Below are 17,853 nucleotides of genomic sequence, written 5' to 3'. Positions count from 1 at the left end.
GCGATGGCATATGCTGGGTCTATTGATAGAGTGCGAAGCAGGAGCGGGATATGAGACGATCGGGATGTATGCTGGGATTGGCGATGCTGCTGGCGGGGTGCAGCGATACGACGCTGGAGCCCACGTTTCGCGGGATGTACAGCGAGGGCTTTGAGGTGAGTGGGTTCACGCCCTGCGGCGGCGGGCCCGATGCCTGGCTGTATGCCAACGATGGCCAGCTGCGTGCGGCAGAGAGCCTGATAGCTCGCCAGCGCAACCAGTTCAACCAGCCCTATCCCCGCGTGTATGTTGAGTTCGACGGAGTGGATGAGGGGAAAGGCAGCGAAGGCTTCCCGGCCGACTACGATCGGGTGATCCGGGTGACGCGTCTGCGCACCGTCTCTCTCGCTGCGCCGGCGGGGTGCCCGATGCCGGCGGATGCGTTGAGCGATGAGTGATGGTTTTAATAAATTTAATTAAACTTAATTGATTAATCTGATTAAAATTATATGTTTTGTCATAACTCATTGTATTTGAATCAATAAGCATGATGACGTATCCGCCCGCGGTGAGGCTGTGCCAAGGGTGTTCTGTAACTGAATGATTTTTTAACAAAAAATATATATTTCCCTGCTTTTAAAACTAAAAAAATAAACGCTGAATATGTGTTTATGTGACTAATATCGCGAATTTTCTCCCGCCCCTGCCGATATATCCTTGTCAGATACATACCATTAAAGGACTTAGGAAACGGCATGTTTAAAAACGTCAGGGTTATTACGGGGATTATCGTCTTATTGGCTATATTTACCCTGCTACAGGGACTTTCCGGGCGTCTGTTCTATACGGCGATTGCGCAGGATCGGGACAACTTCTCGCAGTCGCGAGCGCTGAGCTATCAGCAGGAGCAGCTGGCCGATGGCTGGCAGACGCTGGTGATGACGCGAGTGACCATTAACCGGGTCGCGATCCGCTACCTGAAGCAGCAAAATGCCGGGGTGGCGCAGGCTGAAATCGGCCCGTTGCTGGATGCGGCGAACGCTTCGCTGGACAGCGCCGAAGGCTACTTCAAAAACTACCGCGCCGCGCCGCGGCTGCCCGGGCAGGACGCCGCCCTCGCGGCGGAGGTTGAGCGTCGTTTCACGGCGCTGTATAGCCTGCTGCGCGATTCCTCGCGCTATCTGCGCGCCGGCGACTATCCGGCCTACGGCAATCTGGAAACCCAGGCGGCGCAGGATGCCATGGCGGAGATTTATGCGCAGTGGCGCGCCCAGAATCATGGCCTGCTGCAGCAGGGGATCGACGCCAACCAGCGCAGCTTTGAGCGCATGGTGTGGACATTGGCCGGGATCGCGCTGGCGGTCGTGCTGTTAATCATCCTGGCCGGGGCGGCGGCGCGCGGGATCCTGCTGCGGCCGCTGGCCCAGCTGCACGCGCATTTGCGCCGCCTGACCGCCGGCGATCTGTCGGCGACGCTGGCGGGCGGGCGCAACGAGCTGGGGAGCCTGGCGCGCAGCATCAGCGAAATGCAGCAGGCATTGATTTCGATCGTCGGCCAGGTGCGCGGCGGTGCCGATGCCCTGCTGCACGGCAGCGGTGACATTACCGTCGGCAATGCGGATCTGTCGTCGCGCACCGAGCAGCAGGCGGCGGCGCTAGAGGAGACGGCCGCCAGTATGGAGCAGTTAACGGCCACGGTGCGTCAGAATGCCGATAACGCTCGCCAGGCTAGCCAGCTGGCCAGCAGCGCCTCCGCGACGGCGGATCAGGGCGGGACAGAGGTCGGCCAGGTCGTTACGACGATGGGCGAAATCGCCGACAGCTCACGTAAAATCGCCAGCATTACCGGGGTGATTGACTCCATTGCCTTCCAGACCAATATTCTGGCGCTCAATGCGGCGGTAGAGGCGGCGCGCGCCGGAGAGCAGGGGCGCGGCTTTGCCGTGGTGGCCGGCGAGGTACGTAGCCTGGCTCAGCGTAGCGCCCAGGCGGCGCGTGAGATCCGCACGCTGATCGAGGATTCGGTTCGGCGCATCGATACCGGCTCCCAGCAGGCGACGCAGGCGGGAGAGACGATGCAGTCGGTGGTCGGGGCCGCTCAGCGGGTCACCGGGATTATTGCCGAGATCGCGGCGGCTTCTGACGAACAGAGCCTGGGGATCGCGCAGGTGAGTCAGGCGGTAAGCGAGATGGAGCAGGTCACCCAGCAGAACGCCGCGCTGGTGCAGCAGTCCGCCGCGTCCGCCACATCGCTGGAGGAGCGGGCCTGCGGCCTGTCCCAGGCGGTGGCTCTCTTTACCCTGCCGGGGGACAGCACCGGCAGCGATGCCAGAGCTACCACGGCCTAACGCTCGTCCTTAAAACAGAACGGGCCGGCATCGGCCGGCCCGTTGATGGCGTCCCCCACGCTTAACGCATGGTGACAAACTCCTCCGAGGCCGTCGGATGGATGGCCACGGTATTGTCGAAGTCCCGTTTGGTCGCCCCCATCTTCAGCGCCACGGCGAAGCCCTGCAGCATTTCATCCATACCGAAGCCGATCCCGTGGATCCCGACGATCCGTTCATCTGCCCCCTGGCACACCAGCTTCATGCGGCACGGCTGACGGTGCTGGGTGACTGCGCTGTACATGGCGGTAAATGAGGAGGTGTAGACCTTAATCTGTTCATCGCCGTACTGCGCGCGCGCCTGCGCTTCGGTCAGCCCCACGGTACCGATCGGCGGGTGGCTGAAGACCACGGTGGGAATATTGCTGTAGTCCAGATGCTCCTGCGGCTTGTTGTTGAACAGACGCTCAGAGAGGCGCCGCCCGGCGGCGACGGCGACCGGCGTCAGCTCGACGGCGCCGGTATTGTCCCCGACGGCGTAGATGCCGGGAACGTTGGTATTCTGGAACGCATCCACCGGAATATAGCCGTTGGCGTCGGTGGCGACCCCGGCGGCGCCCAGGTTGAGGCGGTCGGTATTCGGATCGCGGCCGATGGCCCAGATCAGGCAATCGACGGTCTGGCGATGGCCGTTTTCCAGCGTCAGCGTCAGGCTGCCGTCCGCGTTCTTAACCACCGACTGCGGTACGCTGTGGGTATGCAGCTGAGGCCCTTCGCTGTGCATCACCTCCAGCAGGGTATCGACGATCAGACTGTCGAAGCTGCGCAGCGGCGCATGCTTACGGACAAACAGGTGGGTTTCGGCGCCCAGCGCGTTGAGCACCCCGGCGATCTCGACCGCGATGTAGCCCGCGCCAACGATGGCGACGCGCTGCGGCAGTGCGTCAAGGGCAAAGAAGCCGTCGGAGTCGATACCATATTCTGCGCCCGGGATATCCGGGTGCGCCGGCCGTCCCCCGGTGGCGATGAGAATATGGTCGGCGCTGATGCGCTCGCCGTTGACCTCGACCGTGTGGGCGTCAATAAAGGTGGCAAATCCTTGGATAACGTCGACTTTATTATTTCCCAGACCGCGCTGATAGGACTGATGAATCCGCTCGATATAGGCGCTGCGGCTGTCGATCAGGCGCTGCCAGTCGAAGCGGTTGAGCGTGGTGTCAAAGCCGTAGTCCGGGCCATACAGCTTGATGGCCTCAGCGATCTGCGCGGCGTGCCACATCACCTTCTTCGGTACGCAGCCCACGTTGACACAGGTGCCGCCCAGCGCGTTGGCTTCGATCAGCGCACACGTGCGGCCGTACATCGCCGCCCGATTGATGGAGGCGATACCGCCGCTGCCGCCGCCGATGGCGAGATAGTCATAATGTTTAGTCATAGGGATGTCTCAGCGTTATCAACAAATCGGATTTGCCCCGCAAAGTCCCTCTGCCGGAGACAGGATGGCGAGATACCGCCGCTATTTGCAGGTTTGCTTTGGAGTGTAACGCTGCGGTGGGCCGACGGCAAAATCTTGCCGTCGGCAGGGCACAAATTCCGTATGAAGCGCGTGGAATTACTCTGGGACGATCCAGCTGACGCTGGCGTGGCCGGTTCCCTGCGGAACCAGCGCTTGGTGCAGCCAAGGCAGCAGGCTGCGCATCTGCTCTTCCAGCTTCCACGGCGGATTGATGACGATCATCCCGGAGGCGGTCATCCCGCGCTGATCGCTGTCCGGGCGTACCGCCAGCTCAATCTGCAGGATACGGCGGATGCCGGTCTCCTCCAGGGCATGGACCATGCGCCTGATGTTCTGACGCAGCACCACCGGGTACCACAGTGCATAGGTACCGGTGGCAAAGCGTTTGTGCCCCTCCTGGATCCCTTTCACCACATCCTGATAGTCGCTCTTCAGCTCATAGGGCGGATCGATCAGGATCAGGCCGCGCCGTGTCGCCGGCGGCAGCTGAGACTTGAGCTGCTGGTAGCCATTTTCACGGACGACCCGGGCGCGCTCGTCTTTCTGGAATTCGGCGCGCAGCAGCGGAAAGTCGCTGGGATGCAGCTCGCTCAGGTGCAGACGATCCTGCTCGCGCAGCAGCTGACGGGCGATCAGCGGAGAGCCCGGGTAATAGCGCAGCTGGCCGGCGCGGTTGAAGTGGCGCACGGCGTCCATATACGGCGTCAGCGCCTCCGGCAGATCGTCGCGCTGCCATAAGCGGGCGATCCCCTCCAGGTATTCGCCGGTCTTCTCGGCATGTTCGCCGCTGAGCAGATAGCGCCCGGCGCCGGCGTGGGTATCGAGGTACAGGAACGGTTTGTCCTTTTCCTTAAGCGCCGCGATGATCAGGCTTTGGACGGTGTGCTTGAGAACGTCGGCGTGGTTGCCGGCATGAAAACTGTGACGGTAACTTAACATAGGGTGGTTTGCTTCTGGTGAGTCGTTCGGGTTAAAAATGAAGCCTGATTGATGCGGCCGCGGCAGGCAGAAACCGGCGCGGCGCGATATTGGATAAAGTATACCCCATTTCATGAGCCGAGGCGTGATAAACCCGCGCGCCGCCGTTGAGAAGAGGCGAAGGTGATGTGCTGTATTTTTTGTCAAATAGTACGCGGCGAGGCGCCGTGCCATAAGATCTGGGAAGATGACGCGCATCTGGCTTTCCTGTCTATCTATCCCAATACGGACGGGTTCAGCGTGGTGATCCCCAAGCGCCATTACCCTAGCTATGCGTTCGATATGCCTGATGACGCGCTGACGCGCCTGATGCTGGCGACCAAGACGGTGGCTCGGCTGCTCGATGCCGCCTTTGAGGACGTGGGCCGCTGCGGCATGTTTTTTGAGGGGTTTGGCGTGGATCACGTTCACAGCAAGCTGTTCCCGATGCACGGCACCGCCAATATGGACGAGTGGCGGCCGATAGAGACGCGCAGCCAGCGCTTCTTTACCCGCTATGAAGGCTACCTCTCCTCCCACGATGCCCCGCGCGCCGATGACGCACGACTGGCCGAGCTGGCACAGCATATTCGGTGCGTTGCCGCCGCCGCGACCCCCTAGACCGTGCGCGCAGAGATTGATTTTCTGCGCCGCAGTCCCCATCCTAGTTTCAATACGCCTTATTTTATCCGCGGCGTCACGCGGCGGATATCCCGATTTCAGGGCTGCTGCGTCAGCCCTGCCGACCATAGGACACTTGCCGATGACCAATCCTTTGCTGACTCCCTTTGTGCTTCCGCCCTTTTCTCGCATTACGCCGCAGGACGTGGTTCCGGCGGTGAGCGCCGCGCTGGCCGACTGCCGCGCCGCGGTAGAGCGCGTGGTGGCGCAGACCGGCCCCTTTACCTGGGAGAACCTGGTCCAGCCGCTGGCCGAGGCCGACGATCGTTTAGGGCGTATTTTTTCGCCGGTCAGCCATCTCAACGCGGTAAAAAACAGCCCGGAGCTGCGGGCAGCCTATGAGCAGTGCCTGCCGCTGCTGTCGGAGTACGGCACCTGGGTCGGCCAGCATCAGGGGCTGTATCAGGCCTACCGCCAGCTGAAGGCGGGAGAGGGCTACATGGCGCTGGACAAGGCCCAGAAGCGGGCGGTGGATAATGCGCTGCGCGACTTTGAGCTGTCCGGTATCGGCCTGCCGCCGGAGGCGCAGAAGCGCTACGGCGAAATCGTCATGCGCCTGTCTGAGCTGGGCTCCGCCTTTAGCAATAATGTGCTGGATGCGACCATGGGTTGGAGCAAGCTGGTGACGGAGAAGGCGGCGCTGGCTGGCCTGCCGGAGAGTGCGCTGGCGGCGGCCCAGGCGCTGGCGTCGTCACGTGGTCAGCAGGGGTGGCTGCTGACGCTGGATATGCCGAGCTACCTGCCGGTGATGACCTATGCCGACAACCGCGAACTGCGCTATGAGATGTACCGCGCCTTCACGACGCGCGCCTCCGATCAGGGGCCGAACGCCGGTGAGTGGGACAACGGCGCCATCATGAACGAAACGCTGGCGCTGCGCCACGAGCTGGCCCAGCTGCTGGGCTTTGCCAGCTACGCCGACAAGTCGCTGGCGACCAAGATGGCTGAAAACCCGCAGCAGGTGCTGGGGTTCCTCAACGATCTGGCGCAGCGCGCCCAAAAACAGGGGGCGGCGGAACTGGAGCAGCTCAGTGCCTTTGCCCTGCGTCACTATGGCGTCAGCGAGCTGGCGCCCTGGGACATCACCTACTACAGCGAAAAACAGAAGCAGCATCTCTACGCCATCAGCGACGAGGAGCTGCGCCCCTACTTCCCCGAGCCGACGGTGCTGAGCGGGCTGTTTGAGGTGGTGCATCGCATCTATGGCATTACGGCCAAAGAGCGTCACGACGTGGATGTCTGGCATCCGGAGGTGCGTTTCTTTGAGCTGTACGGCAGCGACGGTGAGCTGTGCGGTAGCTTCTACCTGGATCTGTACGCGCGTGAACACAAGCGCGGCGGCGCCTGGATGGACGACTGCGCCGGGCGTCTGCGCCGCGCCGACGGCAGCCTGCAGAAGCCGGTGGCCTACCTGACCTGTAACTTCAACCGTCCGCTGGGCGATAGCCCGGCGCTGTTTACCCACGGCGAAGTGACTACCCTGTTCCACGAGTTTGGCCACGGCTTACACCATATGCTGACCCGTATCGACACCCCGGGAGTGTCCGGGATCAACGGGGTACCGTGGGATGCGGTCGAGCTGCCGAGCCAGTTTATGGAGAACTGGTGCTGGGAGCCGGAGGCGTTGGCCTTTATCTCCGGTCACTATCAGAGCGGCGAGCCGCTGCCGCAGGCGATGCTGGATCGGATGCTGGCGGCGAAGAACTATCAGTCGGCGCTGTTTATCCTGCGCCAGCTGGAGTTCGGACTGTTTGATTTCCGTCTGCACACCGAGTTCGACCCGTCGCAGGGCGCGCAGATCATGGAGACCCTGCGCCAGGTCAAGGCGCTGGTGGCGGTCGTGCCGTCGCCGGAGTGGGGACGTTTTCCGCATGCGTTCAGCCACATCTTCGCCGGCGGCTATGCGGCCGGCTACTACAGCTATCTGTGGGCTGAGCTGCTGTCGGCGGATGCCTTCTCCCGCTTTGAGGAGGAGGGGATCTTTAACGTTGATACCGGGCGCGCCTTCTTGGATAACGTGCTGTCGCAGGGGGGCTCCGATGAGCCGATGACTCTGTTTAAAGCGTTCCGCGGGCGTGAGCCGCAGATCGATGCCATGCTGCGTCATTACGGGATTAAGGGCTGATGGCGGCGGTTCAGCTGCTGGTGGAAGAGGGTGCCGATGCGACGGCGCTGAGCGCGCTGGCGCAGCGCTGGGGGCTGTGTCACGACGCCGACGCCGTACTGGCGCTGGTGCTGACGCCGCAGCGCCTGGAGCTGCGCAAGCTAGATGAGCCAAAGCTGGGGGCTATTTTCGTCGATTTCGTCGGCGGGACGCTGGCGCACCGTCGCCGCTTTGGCGGCGGCCGCGGCGAGGCGGTGGCCAAGGCGGTCGGCATTAAGGGCGGCTACCTGCCGGCGGTGGTGGACGCCACCGCCGGGCTAGGCCGCGATGCGTTTGTACTGGCGTCGCTGGGATGCTGCGTACGGATGCTGGAGCGCCACCCGGTGGTGGCGGCGTTGCTGGATGACGGTCTACAGCGCGGCTATGCCGATGCGGAGATCGGTCCGTGGCTGCGCGAGCGGCTGACCCTGCTGCACGCCTCCAGCATCGAGGCGCTGGCCACGCTGAGTCCGCGTCCAGAGGTGGTTTATCTGGATCCGATGTTCCCCCACCGGCAGAAAAGCGCGCTGGTGAAGAAAGAGATGCGGGTGTTTCAGGCGCTGGTCGGCGCCGATGACGACGCCGACGCCCTGCTGGCGCCGGCGCGCCGTTTGGCCACCAAGCGGGTGGTGGTTAAGCGGCCAGACTATGCGCCGCCGCTGGCCGACGTCGCGACCCCTAACGCCACCCTGACCAAAAGCCACCGCTTCGATATCTACGCACCGCTGGCCTGATCGTCCGTGCTGCGGCGTAGGCTTAGCCCCACGTCGCCGCCGGGATGCACGCTCAGCAGCGTCTGGCGATCGTAGCCGCTGCGCTGCATCAGACAGGCGCAGGCGGCATCGAACAGGGCCAACACCAAGATGATGGAGGTGGTGGCCAGCATGTTGAGCGGGTCTATCTCGCGCTGTACCCCGGTCGCCAGCGTCAGCTGCGCCGCGCGGGCGATGGCCGAGCGTGGATTTTCCGTTACGGCGATCAGGGGAACCCCCTTCGCCTGTAGCGCCGGCAGCAGGCGGGTCAGCTCCTCCGAGTTGCCGCCGCGCGAGATGAGGATCACCAGATCGTCGCCGCGCAGAAAGCCAAGGTCGCCATGGGCCGCGTCGGTGGCGTTGAGATAGATGGCTGGACGCTCTACGCAGGCCAGCATGTGCGCGACTTTACGCGCGGCGATCCCCGAGGTGCCGACGCCGCTGACCATGATCTTGCCCCGGCACCCGGATAGCCGATCCAGCAGCTGCTGCCACTGCTCGGCGTCCAGCCGCTGCGCCAGCTGTGTCAGCTCGGCGCTATAGATTTGCCAGGCCGTCTGCGCCTGATGCCATTCCGCCGTCATTCCGCCTCCTGCATCAGCTGGCGATACTTCATATGGTCCTGATACATTTCATGGAACACCCGGTATTTGCGATCGTAGTAGCGCTTGATGCTGTTGGTCTGCGGCGTGACGGTCTTGCCGATGCGGCTCATGGCGCCCATCGCCTCCGGCAGGGTGTCAAAGACGCCGGCCGCGACGGTGCCCATCATGGCGCCGCCCAGCAGCATCGCCTCGCCTTCGACGGGCAGCAGCATGGCGCAGCCGGTGGCGTTGGCGTGCTCCTGAACAAAGATCGGGTTCTTGGTGCCGCCGCCGCTGGCCATGATGGTGTCGATGCGGTAGCCGCTCTGGTTCATGGTTTCGATGATATGGCGGGTGCCCAAAGCGATCGCCTGGATGGTCGCCAGATACTGTAGCGCCAGATCCTCCGGGGTTCGCGACAGCTTCAGGCCGCTCATGACGCCGCTCAGGGTCGGGTTGGCGCGCGGCGAGCGGTTACCGTGAAAATAGGGCAGGACGTGGATATCGCGGGTCAGGAAAGCGATATTTTCCGGCTCTCCCGCCATTTTACGCAGCAGGGCGTTGAGCACTTCATAGATGGTCTGCCCGTTGGCCTTGGCCTGCGCCAGCAGCGGGGCGTAGCAGGGATGGGACTGGATGACGTGATCGATCAGGGCGCCGGTCGCGGACTGTCCCCCCTCGTTCAGCCAGTAGCCCGGCAGGATCGCCGAATAGTAAGGTCCCCATACGCCGCCGATAAAGCGCGCGGTGGGCGACATGGCCATATGGCCGGTGGAGGTGCCGCCGATCAGGGCGATGCGGCGATCGAAGTCGGCCACGTCACCGCTGACGCCGCTGGCGCCCAGGGTTCCCAGCGTGCCAGCGTGGGCATCGATGATCGAGACGCTGACCGCGGTGCCGGGGATCAGGCCCATCTCGCGCGCCGCGCGTTCGGTCAGGCCGTAGCCCAACGGCTCTCCCATGGTTTTGACTTCGCGGCCGATCTTGGCGGCATCGTGCGCCAGCAGATCCTCTAGCCCTATCTCGCGGAAGTAGCTCTCATCCCAGCGGTTTTCGTGCCCCAGATAGGTCCATTTACAGACGGTGGAGCAGAGGGAGCGGGTGTCATCCTGGGTGGCGCGCCAGGTCAAAAAGTCCGGCAGGTCAAAGAAGTAGCCGGCGTTGGCCCAGGTGGTCGGCATATGCTGTTTTAGCCACAGCAGCTTGGGCGTCTGCATCTCCGGCGAGATAATGCCGCCGACGAAGTCCAGCACCCGGTGGTGGGTGGTGTTGATGCGCTCCGCCTGGGCGATGGCGCGGTGATCCATCCAGACGATGATGTTCTGTTCGCTGCGCCCGGAGGGGCTGATGGTCAGCGGTTTGCCTTCGCTGTCCAGCACCACCAGCGAACAGGTGGCATCGAATCCCATTCCTTTGATTTGAATTGGGTTAATGTCGGCCTGGCTCACGGCGTCGCGCACCGCGTTACACACCGCCTGCCAGATGTTGTCGGACGACTGTTCGACAAAGTCGGCCTGGGGGCGGTAGAGGTCGATTTCACGCGTTGCCTGACCGACCATTCGTCCGCTGAGGTCAAAGACACCGGCGCGCGCGCTGCCGGTTCCCACATCTACGCCAATAAAGTAGCTTGCCATGAATTTTCTCCTGAAATCAGGCTGTTCGATTCTGTAATGCAATAAATAGGATCAGCACACCGCCCCACAGGGCCATGGTCAGGTAGCTGCTGACGCCCAGCAAATTGAGTCCGCTCTCCAGCATCTGCAGCACGATCAGCGCCAGCACCAGCCCCAGAATACGGCCAAATCCGCCGTCCGGGTTAATCCCGCCGAGCACGGAGGCCAGAATCGTGACCAGCAGGTAGGACTCCCCGTAGCCGGCCTTGGCCGAGTTGAACTTGGCCATCATCAGCAGCGCCGCGGCCCAGCCGAGCAGGGCCGAAATGATATAGACGGCGATCTGTACGCGGGCGGTGTCCACTCCGCTGAAGCGGGTCGCCTGTTGGTTGGAGCCGACCAGATACAGGCTGCGCCCTAAGGTGGTGTGCTCCAGCAGGAGCCACAGCGCGGCGGCGACGGCCAGGAACAGCAGCATGGCCAGGGGGATCCCCAGCAGGGAGGCGCTGCCGAGCTGCTGGATCAGCGACGGGAAGCCGGCGATCACCGCGCCGTTGGAGAGCAGGATATTGAGTCCGGTGAGCAGCGTCATGGTGCCCAGCGTCGCCAGAATCGGCGACACGCCGACCCAGGCGATCAGGGCGCCGTTGAGGGCGCCGATCGCGACGGCCACCAGTAGACCCGCCAGCAGCGCCAGCACCAGGAAGGCCGGCTGGTCGGGGTGGCTGACGATAATGGCGGCCATCACCAGCGAGCAGGCGTTGGCGCCGGCGATGATCGACAGGTTAATGCCGCCGGTCAGCATGGTCACGCCCATGCCGAGCGCCAGCATGCCCAGGATCGGCAGCTGGGAAGCGATGGATTGAAAGTTGGCTACGCTGAAGAAGCGGCTGCCGAGCAGCGCGGAAAACAGCAGCGCGACGACAACGATAATCAGGCACTGCAGGCGAATGATGCGATCGCCGGGCAGCAGGCGCGCAAAGGCGTTCATGTTATAGCTCCTTGGCCAGTTTGCGTTTTTCGTTCCAGGCGGTGCTGCTGATGCTGATCAGGATGATCAGTCCGCTGAGTACCGTATGCCAGTAGGAGGAGACGCCGAGCAGCGTTAGGCCGTTCTGCAAAAAGGCCAGCAGAATGACCCCCAGCAGGGTGCCGGTCAGGGTACCGCGCCCGCCGGCCATGCTGGTGCCGCCGAGCACCACCGCCGCCAGCACCGTCAGCTCAAAGCCGAGCAGCGAGTTAGGCGCCACCGACTGGGTGATCTGTGCCTGAACCACCGCCGCCACGCCGGCCAGGATCCCCATATAGCCGTAGACATAGAAGTGCAGACGCAGCAGGTTCATGCCCAGACGAGAGGCGGCGTCGCGGTTGCCGCCCATGGCATAGATCTGACGCCCGAGGCGGGTGTGGTTCATCAGCACGGCGGTCAGCGCGACGGTGCCGCCCAGGCACAGCAGCGGCAGCGTCAGACCATAGTCATAGCCGTCGGCGCCGGTAAAGGAGAGGTAGTTGACCCCCTCCATAAACCAGTCGGGAAAGCCGTACAGCCAGGTGCCCTTGGTCAGGTAGACCAGCAGCCCATAGTAGAGATTCAGGGTCGCGATGGTAATGATGATCGCCGGTACTCGCAGCCAGTAGACCAAGAAACCGTTACATAGCCCCAGCAGCAGCCCCACGGCGATGGCCATGGCGAAGGCCAGCGGAAAGCTGCCGCCGTGGGTGATGATCCAGCTGGCCATCACGTACTGGGCGATGGCGGTCATCGCCGGGAAAGAGATATCGATCCCGCCGGCGATCAGCACCACGAACAGGCCGCAGGCCAGGATCCCGAGAATGGCGTAGCTGGTGGCGACGTCCGTCAGGTTACCCAGCGAGAAGAACTCATCGGTTGCCAGCGAGAGCCCCAGCGCCAGGGCGATGACCAGCAGCCCGAGATAGGCTTCGTGTCGCCCCGCCAGGCGGGAAAGGAAGGCGTTATGCATTGACCACCTCGGCAATATCCTGTTCGCAGCAGCGCTGCGGTAAAAATTCAGCCACCAGGGCGCCTCGGCGCATCACCAGGATGCGGTGGCTGTTGTAGTAGGCCTCCGGGATCTCATCGCAGATCATCAGCACCGCCATGCCCTGCTGGGCCAGATCGCGGGCGATCTGGTAGATCCCTTCTTTGTTGGCGATATCGACGCCGACGGTCGGCGAATCGAGGATCAGAATGCGGGGGCGGGTCGCGACCCACTTGGCGATGGCGATGCGCTGCGCATTGCCGCCGGAGAGGGTCTTGACCGGCAGCGCGCTGTCGGCCACCTTGATATTCAGCTCACGGATCAGCCGCTGAACCAGCGCATTGGCGCGCTGATGATCGAGCAGTCCGGCCTTGGTGTGCAGCTGGTCGAAGACGGTCACGATGGTGTTGTCATAGATGGACTGATCCATGATCAGCCCCTGGGTCAGGCGATCTTCCGAGACGTAGCCGATGCCGTGGCGGATGGCGTCGCGGTTGCTGCTCAGGGTGACCGCCTGGCCGTCGATGCAGATCTCGCCGCTGTCGGGGCGGGTCATGCCGAACAGGCTCAGGCACAGCTCGGTGCGTCCGGCGCCCAGCAGGCCGACGATAGAGACGATTTCGCCCTGGTGCAGCGTCAGGCTGATATCGTGATATTTGCCGCGTCGGGTCAGGTTGCGCAGCGCCAGGCGCGGCGCCGCCGTTGAGGCGTCATAGGCCGGCAGCGGCGTATAGTGGAAGCGTTGGCCGGTCATCAGGAAGGCCAGCTCGTGGCTGTCCAGCTCGCTGGCGGGCCAGGTGCCGACCAGCTTGCCGTCGCGCATCACGCTGATGCGATCGGCCACCTCCATCACCTCATCCAGACGGTGGCTGACGAAGACCACGCAAATGCCCGCGCTCTTTAGCTCATTGACCACGCGCAGCAGACCGTTGACCTCTTGGCGGGTCAGGGAGGCGGTGGGCTCATCCATGATCACCAGGCGGGCATCGGCGGCGATGGCGCGGCAGATGGCGACCAGCTGACGATCGGCGATCGACAGCTTCTCCACCTTCTTGTCCGGATCGAGCGTCACGCCGATGCGCTGCATCGCCGCCAGCGCCTGCTGCCGCATGGCGCGGCGGCGTACCCACAGATCGCCGCCCGGCTGGTAGCGATGAATGGCGATGTTTTCCGCCACGCTGAAGTTCGGAAACAGCGACAGATCTTGATAGATAACCTGCACGCCGTAGTGGGCGGAGAGTGAGGGGGTGAGCTGGTGGAACAGTTTGCCATCGATCAGGAGGCGAGCCCCCTTTTCCGGCTGATAGACGCCGGAGATGATTTTGATGATGGTGCTTTTGCCACAGCCGTTCTGGCCGGCCAGGCAGTGTACCTCGCCTTTATTCAGCGTCAGGCTGACCCGATCCAGAGCCAGCACGCCGGGAAACTGTTTACTGATGTTTTCAAGCGTGATGAATGCGCTGCTGTTCATGGGCAATACTCCGCCGGACGCCCCCGGAGGGGCGTCGTCGTATAACGATGGAGAAAATATTCCTGAGCGCCGGCCCGTGCGGCCGGCGGTGTGGGTTTCCCTGGTGATGGCGGCCGTGAGCCGGAATCAGAAACCGAGTGACTGGGCGTTATCTTTGGTCACTTCTAATATTTTATTGAAGCGGATGACGTGATCTTTCGTATCCACATCCGCTTTGCCCAGTCCTTCAATGCTCAGGTCCGGTTTGACCTCCTGGCCCTGCAGCAGGCGATCGGCCACGGTCACCAGCGCATAGCCTGCGTCTTTCGGATCCCACAGCAATACCTGCTTGATATCGCCGCGGATCAGATACGGCGCCGCCTGGGATGGCATGGCGATCCCGACCACGGCCACCTTATCCTTGGCGCGTTTCTTGGCGACCGCCTGACCTGCGCCGATGGGGCCGAGAGAGCCAAAGCCGATAATCCCCTTCAGCTGAGGGTAGGTCTTCATCAGATCCAGCGTGGTGGCGTAGGATTTATCGATGCTTTCGGCCACCGGCAGACGCGAGGTGACTTCGAACATATCCGGATACTTCTCTTTCTGGTACTTCACGGCGTAGTCAGCCCAGGCGTTGTGCAGCGGCACGGTCAGGGAGCCGACGTAGATGGCGTAGCCCCCTTTGCCACCCATCGCCTTGGCCAGTGCATCGACGTTGGCCTGCGCGTATTTCTGGCTATCGATGGTTTCGATATCCCATTGGCCGATCTGCTGATCCGGTGACTCATGGGTCAGTACCACGATCCCCTTGTCCCGCGCCTTCTTCAGCACCGGCTCCAGCACCTTGGCATCGTTGGGCACCACGATGATGGCATCCACATTTTTGGCGATCAGATCCTCGATAACCTTGACCTGCTGAGCCGGGTCCGGCGTGGCGGGTCCGGTCTGGTAGGCGTTGACGTCTAACTGCTGCGCCGCTTGGTTTACCCCGGTTTCCATACGGTTGAACCACGGGATACCGGTGACTTTAGCGACCACGGCAATGTCATGCTTTTCTGCTTTTTCTGCGGCAAACGTCGGGGCCGAAAACATGCACGCAGAGGCTAGGGCGGTAGTGAGCAAGGCGAGTTTGAATTTCATGGCTGAACCTTTGTTGTTGTAAGAGCCCGGGAAAATTCATGACGGAAAGGGTAATGAAGAATGGAAACGATTGGCTGCCCATGGGTGATAAAACGTGATCTATGTCCATTATTGTAAAATAATGGAAAAATAATGGTTAAAAAAAGGTGTCTATTAATGATTGCCGTAATTTTATTACCTTCAAGGTGTTAAATATCATGTTTATTGGATCATTTTATTATCTATTTATTAGCATACGGCTTAGCAGTGGTACGCAAAAAGTATGCATTGGATGGGCGATAATCGGTGAATATTTATATTTGTGAGATGAAACGATAATGCAATTTAAATTCATGAAATTTATTGCTGCTGCGAACGATGTCTATCACCTCACCCGCGGCGCGCGCTTCTATCAAGGGGGGCGTTTTCCGTTGCTTTGACTGAAAGTAAACACCATATCGCCGGGATGGAGGGGTTATAAACAAAATGTGATAACTCGTCCTTGGCAGGCCATGTAGACTGGAAAAAACGTTGATGGGGGAGTCGGTGATGACGGGGAAACGAATTCTGGTGGTAGAGGATGACACGCTGATTGCCGAACTGCTGACGCTGCATCTGTGCGATGAGGGATACCAGGTGACCCATGCCGCCGACGGCGATCGGGGGATGGCGCTGGTTGAACAGGGTGGATGGGATGCGCTGATCCTCGATCTGATGCTGCCGGGCGTGGATGGGCTGGATATCTGCCGCCGGGTGCGCGCCATGACCCGCTATACCCCGATCATCATCACCAGCGCCCGCTCCAGCGAGGTTCACCGAGTGCTGGGGCTGGAGCTGGGGGCCGACGATTATCTGGCCAAGCCGTTTTCTATGATTGAGTTGGTCGCCCGGGTAAAGGCGCTGTTTCGTCGCCAGGAGGCGATGGGCCGCAACCTGATGCTGGAGGGGGGACGCCTGAGCTATGGCCCGCTGACCATCGATCCCATGGCGCGGGTGGTGTGGGTGGGAGAGCGGCCGATCGAGCTTACGCCGCGCGAATTCGATCTGCTGTACTTCTTTGCCCGTCACCCCGGGCAGGTATTTTCACGTCTGCAGCTATTGGACAAGGTGTGGGGATACCAGCACGACGGCTACGAGCATACGGTCAATACCCATATTAATCGCCTGCGCACCAAGATCGAGGCCGATCCCGCCGAGCCGGCGCTGATCCTGACCGTCTGGGGCGCCGGCTACAAGTTCGCCGACGCAGGGGGAGCGGTATGAGCCGCCTGAGCCTGTCGCAGCGTCTGGCGCTGGTGTTTGCCCTGCTGCTGCTGGTGTGCAGCGCCCTAACCGGTTGGCTGCAGCTGCGCAGTAATACGCAGTATAGCCAGCAGGTGATCCAGCGCCTGTCCGCGAACCTGGCGCGTCATATCGCCGAGCATAACCCGCTGCTGCAGGCCGACGGCCTGAATCCGGCGTCGGTAAAAAACCTGTTCGATCAGCTGATGGCGGTGAATCCCAGCGTGGAGGTCTATCTGCTGGATGAGCAGGGGCGGATCATCGGCGATGCGGCGCCGCCGGGGCGCATCGTGCGCCATCAGGTCAGTCTGGCGCCGATCGCGGCGTTTCTGGCGGGAAAACCGCTGCCGCTGTACGGCGACGACCCGCGCAGCCCGGATGCCCGTAAGGTGTTTAGCGCCGCGCCGCTGTCGCTGAACGGCCATCCGCGCGGCTATCTGTATGTGGTGCTGCTGGGAGAGAACTACAACCGGCTGAGCGACGACGTTCGCTTCGGCTCCGCCTGGCGCATGGCCGGCTGGTCGATAGCCCTGATCCTGATCTGTGGGCTGCTGGCCTGGCTGCTGGTCTACCGCTGGGTCACCCGCCCGGTTCACGCCCTGACGCGTCAGGTGGGGCGTCTGGAGCGCGAGGGGCTGGAGACCGCGCAGCCGGCGACGCTGACCGCGCTGCAGCAGATCCGTGGCGAGGATGAGGTCGCCCAGCTGCAGCGGGCGTTTGGCCGCATGGCGCGCCGGATCACCGAGCAGTGGCAGCGTTTGGCCTATCAGGATCGCCAGCGGCGCGAGTTTATCACCACCGTCTCTCACGATCTGCGCACGCCCCTCACGTCGCTGCATGGCTATCTGGAGACGCTGAGCCTGAAGCGGGATACCCTGAGCGCCGCCGATCGACGGCGTTACCTGGATACGGCGCTGGCCCAAAGCCAGAAGGTCGGGCGTCTGGCGCAGCAGCTGTTTGAGCTGGCGCGCCTGGAGTACGGTGCGGTGAAGCCGCAGCGTGAGCCTTTCTCTTTTAGCGAGCTGCTGCAGGATGTGTTTCAGAAGTTTGAGCTGGCGGCCGAGGCCCGCGGCCTGACGCTGAGCGCCGACGTCGCGACCGGTTTACCGCTGATCTCGGCGGATATCCATATGATGGAGCGGGTACTGACCAACCTGCTGGATAACGCCATACGCCATACGCCGCAGGAGGGGCGCATCGTCGTGCGCCTATGGCAGGAGGAGCGGCGGCTGTGGGTCGAGCTGTGCGACAGCGGCCCCGGCGTCCCCGATGGGCTGCGCAGCGCGTTGTTCCAGCGGCCGCTGTCATCCAGCGGGACGCGTTACGGCACCGGCGGGCTGGGGCTGCTGATCGTAAAACGGATGCTGGAGCTGCACGGCGGGGATATCGCCCTGATCGCGCGACAGCGACAGGGCGCCTGTTTCCGCCTATCGCTGCCGCTGTAGGATGAT

15 protein-coding genes are annotated in these 17,853 nt (G+C 62.4%); 7 read left to right on the top strand and 8 right to left on the bottom strand.

Annotated elements, in window-relative coordinates; genetic code table 11:
- Nucleotides 1-50 precede the first annotated feature (50 nt).
- On the top strand, nt 51-437 hold the full coding sequence (locus L1P05_RS16195) for a short-chain dehydrogenase (RefSeq protein ID WP_225857399.1): 387 nt from the start codon (nt 51-53) through the stop codon (nt 435-437).
- A 297-nt stretch (nt 438-734) separates the two neighbouring features.
- Nucleotides 735-2,327: a methyl-accepting chemotaxis protein gene (locus L1P05_RS16190; RefSeq protein WP_012850165.1), complete on the top strand. Its 1,593-nt coding sequence runs from the start codon at nt 735-737 to the stop codon at nt 2,325-2,327.
- 61 nt (nt 2,328-2,388) lie between these two features.
- Here the strand turns inward: L1P05_RS16190 and gorA are convergent, their stop codons facing one another.
- Together gorA and L1P05_RS16180 are read right to left on the bottom strand one after the other, a co-directional pair.
- Nucleotides 2,389-3,741, bottom strand: coding sequence for a glutathione-disulfide reductase (gene gorA / locus L1P05_RS16185; RefSeq protein WP_012850164.1), 1,353 nt, complete (start codon nt 3,739-3,741; stop codon nt 2,389-2,391).
- A 177-nt stretch (nt 3,742-3,918) separates the two neighbouring features.
- Nucleotides 3,919-4,761 carry a 23S rRNA (adenine(2030)-N(6))-methyltransferase RlmJ gene (locus L1P05_RS16180; protein WP_012850163.1) on the bottom strand — a complete coding sequence of 281 codons (843 nt, stop codon included), beginning with the start codon at nt 4,759-4,761 and terminating at the stop codon, nt 3,919-3,921.
- A 165-nt stretch (nt 4,762-4,926) separates the two neighbouring features.
- Between L1P05_RS16180 and L1P05_RS16175 the strand changes: the two genes are divergently transcribed.
- From L1P05_RS16175 to rsmJ, 3 genes are all read left to right on the top strand, one after another.
- Entirely contained in the window at nt 4,927-5,400 is a 474-nt protein-coding gene (locus tag L1P05_RS16175) for an HIT family protein (RefSeq protein WP_015462484.1), read from the top strand.
- A 142-nt stretch (nt 5,401-5,542) separates the two neighbouring features.
- Nucleotides 5,543-7,585, top strand: coding sequence for an oligopeptidase A (prlC, locus tag L1P05_RS16170; RefSeq protein ID WP_012850161.1), 2,043 nt, complete (start codon nt 5,543-5,545; stop codon nt 7,583-7,585).
- On the top strand, nt 7,585-8,337 hold the full coding sequence (gene rsmJ / locus L1P05_RS16165; protein WP_012850160.1) for a 16S rRNA (guanine(1516)-N(2))-methyltransferase RsmJ: 753 nt from the start codon (nt 7,585-7,587) through the stop codon (nt 8,335-8,337). The genes prlC and rsmJ overlap by 1 nt, the downstream gene beginning before the upstream one ends.
- On the opposite strand, the gene L1P05_RS16160 is transcribed toward rsmJ, so the two are convergent.
- From L1P05_RS16160 to L1P05_RS16135, 6 genes are all read right to left on the bottom strand, one after another.
- On the bottom strand, nt 8,319-8,939 hold the full coding sequence (locus L1P05_RS16160; protein WP_012850159.1) for a KpsF/GutQ family sugar-phosphate isomerase: 621 nt from the start codon (nt 8,937-8,939) through the stop codon (nt 8,319-8,321). The two genes, rsmJ and L1P05_RS16160, sit on opposite strands and share 19 nt — an antisense overlap.
- On the bottom strand, nt 8,936-10,573 hold the full coding sequence (locus L1P05_RS16155) for an FGGY-family carbohydrate kinase (protein WP_012850158.1): 1,638 nt from the start codon (nt 10,571-10,573) through the stop codon (nt 8,936-8,938). Before L1P05_RS16155 ends, L1P05_RS16160 begins: the two co-directional genes overlap by 4 nt.
- Nucleotides 10,574-10,589: 16 nt before the next feature.
- Nucleotides 10,590-11,543, bottom strand: a complete 954-nt coding sequence (locus L1P05_RS16150; protein WP_012850157.1) for an ABC transporter permease — start codon at nt 11,541-11,543, stop codon at nt 10,590-10,592.
- 1 nt (nt 11,544) lies between these two features.
- Complete coding sequence (locus L1P05_RS16145) at nt 11,545-12,534, bottom strand: ABC transporter permease (RefSeq protein WP_012850156.1); 990 nt, start codon at nt 12,532-12,534, stop codon at nt 11,545-11,547.
- Entirely contained in the window at nt 12,527-14,023 is a 1,497-nt protein-coding gene (locus L1P05_RS16140; RefSeq protein WP_012850155.1) for a sugar ABC transporter ATP-binding protein, read from the bottom strand. Before L1P05_RS16140 ends, L1P05_RS16145 begins: the two co-directional genes overlap by 8 nt.
- Before the next feature lie 126 nt (nt 14,024-14,149).
- Entirely contained in the window at nt 14,150-15,142 is a 993-nt protein-coding gene (locus L1P05_RS16135; RefSeq protein WP_034168504.1) for an autoinducer 2 ABC transporter substrate-binding protein, read from the bottom strand.
- A 528-nt stretch (nt 15,143-15,670) separates the two neighbouring features.
- On the opposite strand from L1P05_RS16135, the gene L1P05_RS16130 reads away from it, so the two are divergent.
- Together L1P05_RS16130 and L1P05_RS16125 are read left to right on the top strand one after the other, a co-directional pair.
- Nucleotides 15,671-16,384: a response regulator transcription factor gene (locus tag L1P05_RS16130; protein WP_069579683.1), complete on the top strand. Its 714-nt coding sequence runs from the start codon at nt 15,671-15,673 to the stop codon at nt 16,382-16,384.
- Nucleotides 16,381-17,847 carry a sensor histidine kinase gene (locus L1P05_RS16125; protein WP_012850151.1) on the top strand — a complete coding sequence of 489 codons (1,467 nt, stop codon included), beginning with the start codon at nt 16,381-16,383 and terminating at the stop codon, nt 17,845-17,847. The genes L1P05_RS16130 and L1P05_RS16125 overlap by 4 nt, the downstream gene beginning before the upstream one ends.
- Nucleotides 17,848-17,853 lie beyond the last annotated feature (6 nt).

Source organism: Edwardsiella piscicida, assembly GCF_021733145.1.
Lineage (GTDB): Bacteria > Pseudomonadota > Gammaproteobacteria > Enterobacterales > Enterobacteriaceae > Edwardsiella > Edwardsiella piscicida.
The sequence above is the reverse complement of the archived record's forward strand: the minus strand, read 5'-3'. Positions and strand labels throughout refer to the sequence as shown.

Coding starts and splice junctions, on each gene's coding strand:
- L1P05_RS16160 (WP_012850159.1), bottom strand. CDS start 8,939: ATGACGGCGGAATGGCATCAGGCGCAGACGGCCTGGCAAATCTATAGC.
- L1P05_RS16145 (WP_012850156.1), bottom strand. CDS start 12,534: ATGCATAACGCCTTCCTTTCCCGCCTGGCGGGGCGACACGAAGCCTAT.
- L1P05_RS16150 (WP_012850157.1), bottom strand. CDS start 11,543: ATGAACGCCTTTGCGCGCCTGCTGCCCGGCGATCGCATCATTCGCCTG.
- L1P05_RS16195 (WP_225857399.1), top strand. CDS start 51: ATGAGACGATCGGGATGTATGCTGGGATTGGCGATGCTGCTGGCGGGG.
- L1P05_RS16175 (WP_015462484.1), top strand. CDS start 4,927: ATGTGCTGTATTTTTTGTCAAATAGTACGCGGCGAGGCGCCGTGCCAT.
- rsmJ (WP_012850160.1), top strand. CDS start 7,585: ATGGCGGCGGTTCAGCTGCTGGTGGAAGAGGGTGCCGATGCGACGGCG.
- L1P05_RS16155 (WP_012850158.1), bottom strand. CDS start 10,573: ATGGCAAGCTACTTTATTGGCGTAGATGTGGGAACCGGCAGCGCGCGC.
- L1P05_RS16125 (WP_012850151.1), top strand. CDS start 16,381: ATGAGCCGCCTGAGCCTGTCGCAGCGTCTGGCGCTGGTGTTTGCCCTG.
- L1P05_RS16135 (WP_034168504.1), bottom strand. CDS start 15,142: ATGAAATTCAAACTCGCCTTGCTCACTACCGCCCTAGCCTCTGCGTGC.
- L1P05_RS16190 (WP_012850165.1), top strand. CDS start 735: ATGTTTAAAAACGTCAGGGTTATTACGGGGATTATCGTCTTATTGGCT.
- gorA (WP_012850164.1), bottom strand. CDS start 3,741: ATGACTAAACATTATGACTATCTCGCCATCGGCGGCGGCAGCGGCGGT.
- L1P05_RS16140 (WP_012850155.1), bottom strand. CDS start 14,023: ATGAACAGCAGCGCATTCATCACGCTTGAAAACATCAGTAAACAGTTT.
- prlC (WP_012850161.1), top strand. CDS start 5,543: ATGACCAATCCTTTGCTGACTCCCTTTGTGCTTCCGCCCTTTTCTCGC.
- L1P05_RS16180 (WP_012850163.1), bottom strand. CDS start 4,761: ATGTTAAGTTACCGTCACAGTTTTCATGCCGGCAACCACGCCGACGTT.
- L1P05_RS16130 (WP_069579683.1), top strand. CDS start 15,671: ATGACGGGGAAACGAATTCTGGTGGTAGAGGATGACACGCTGATTGCC.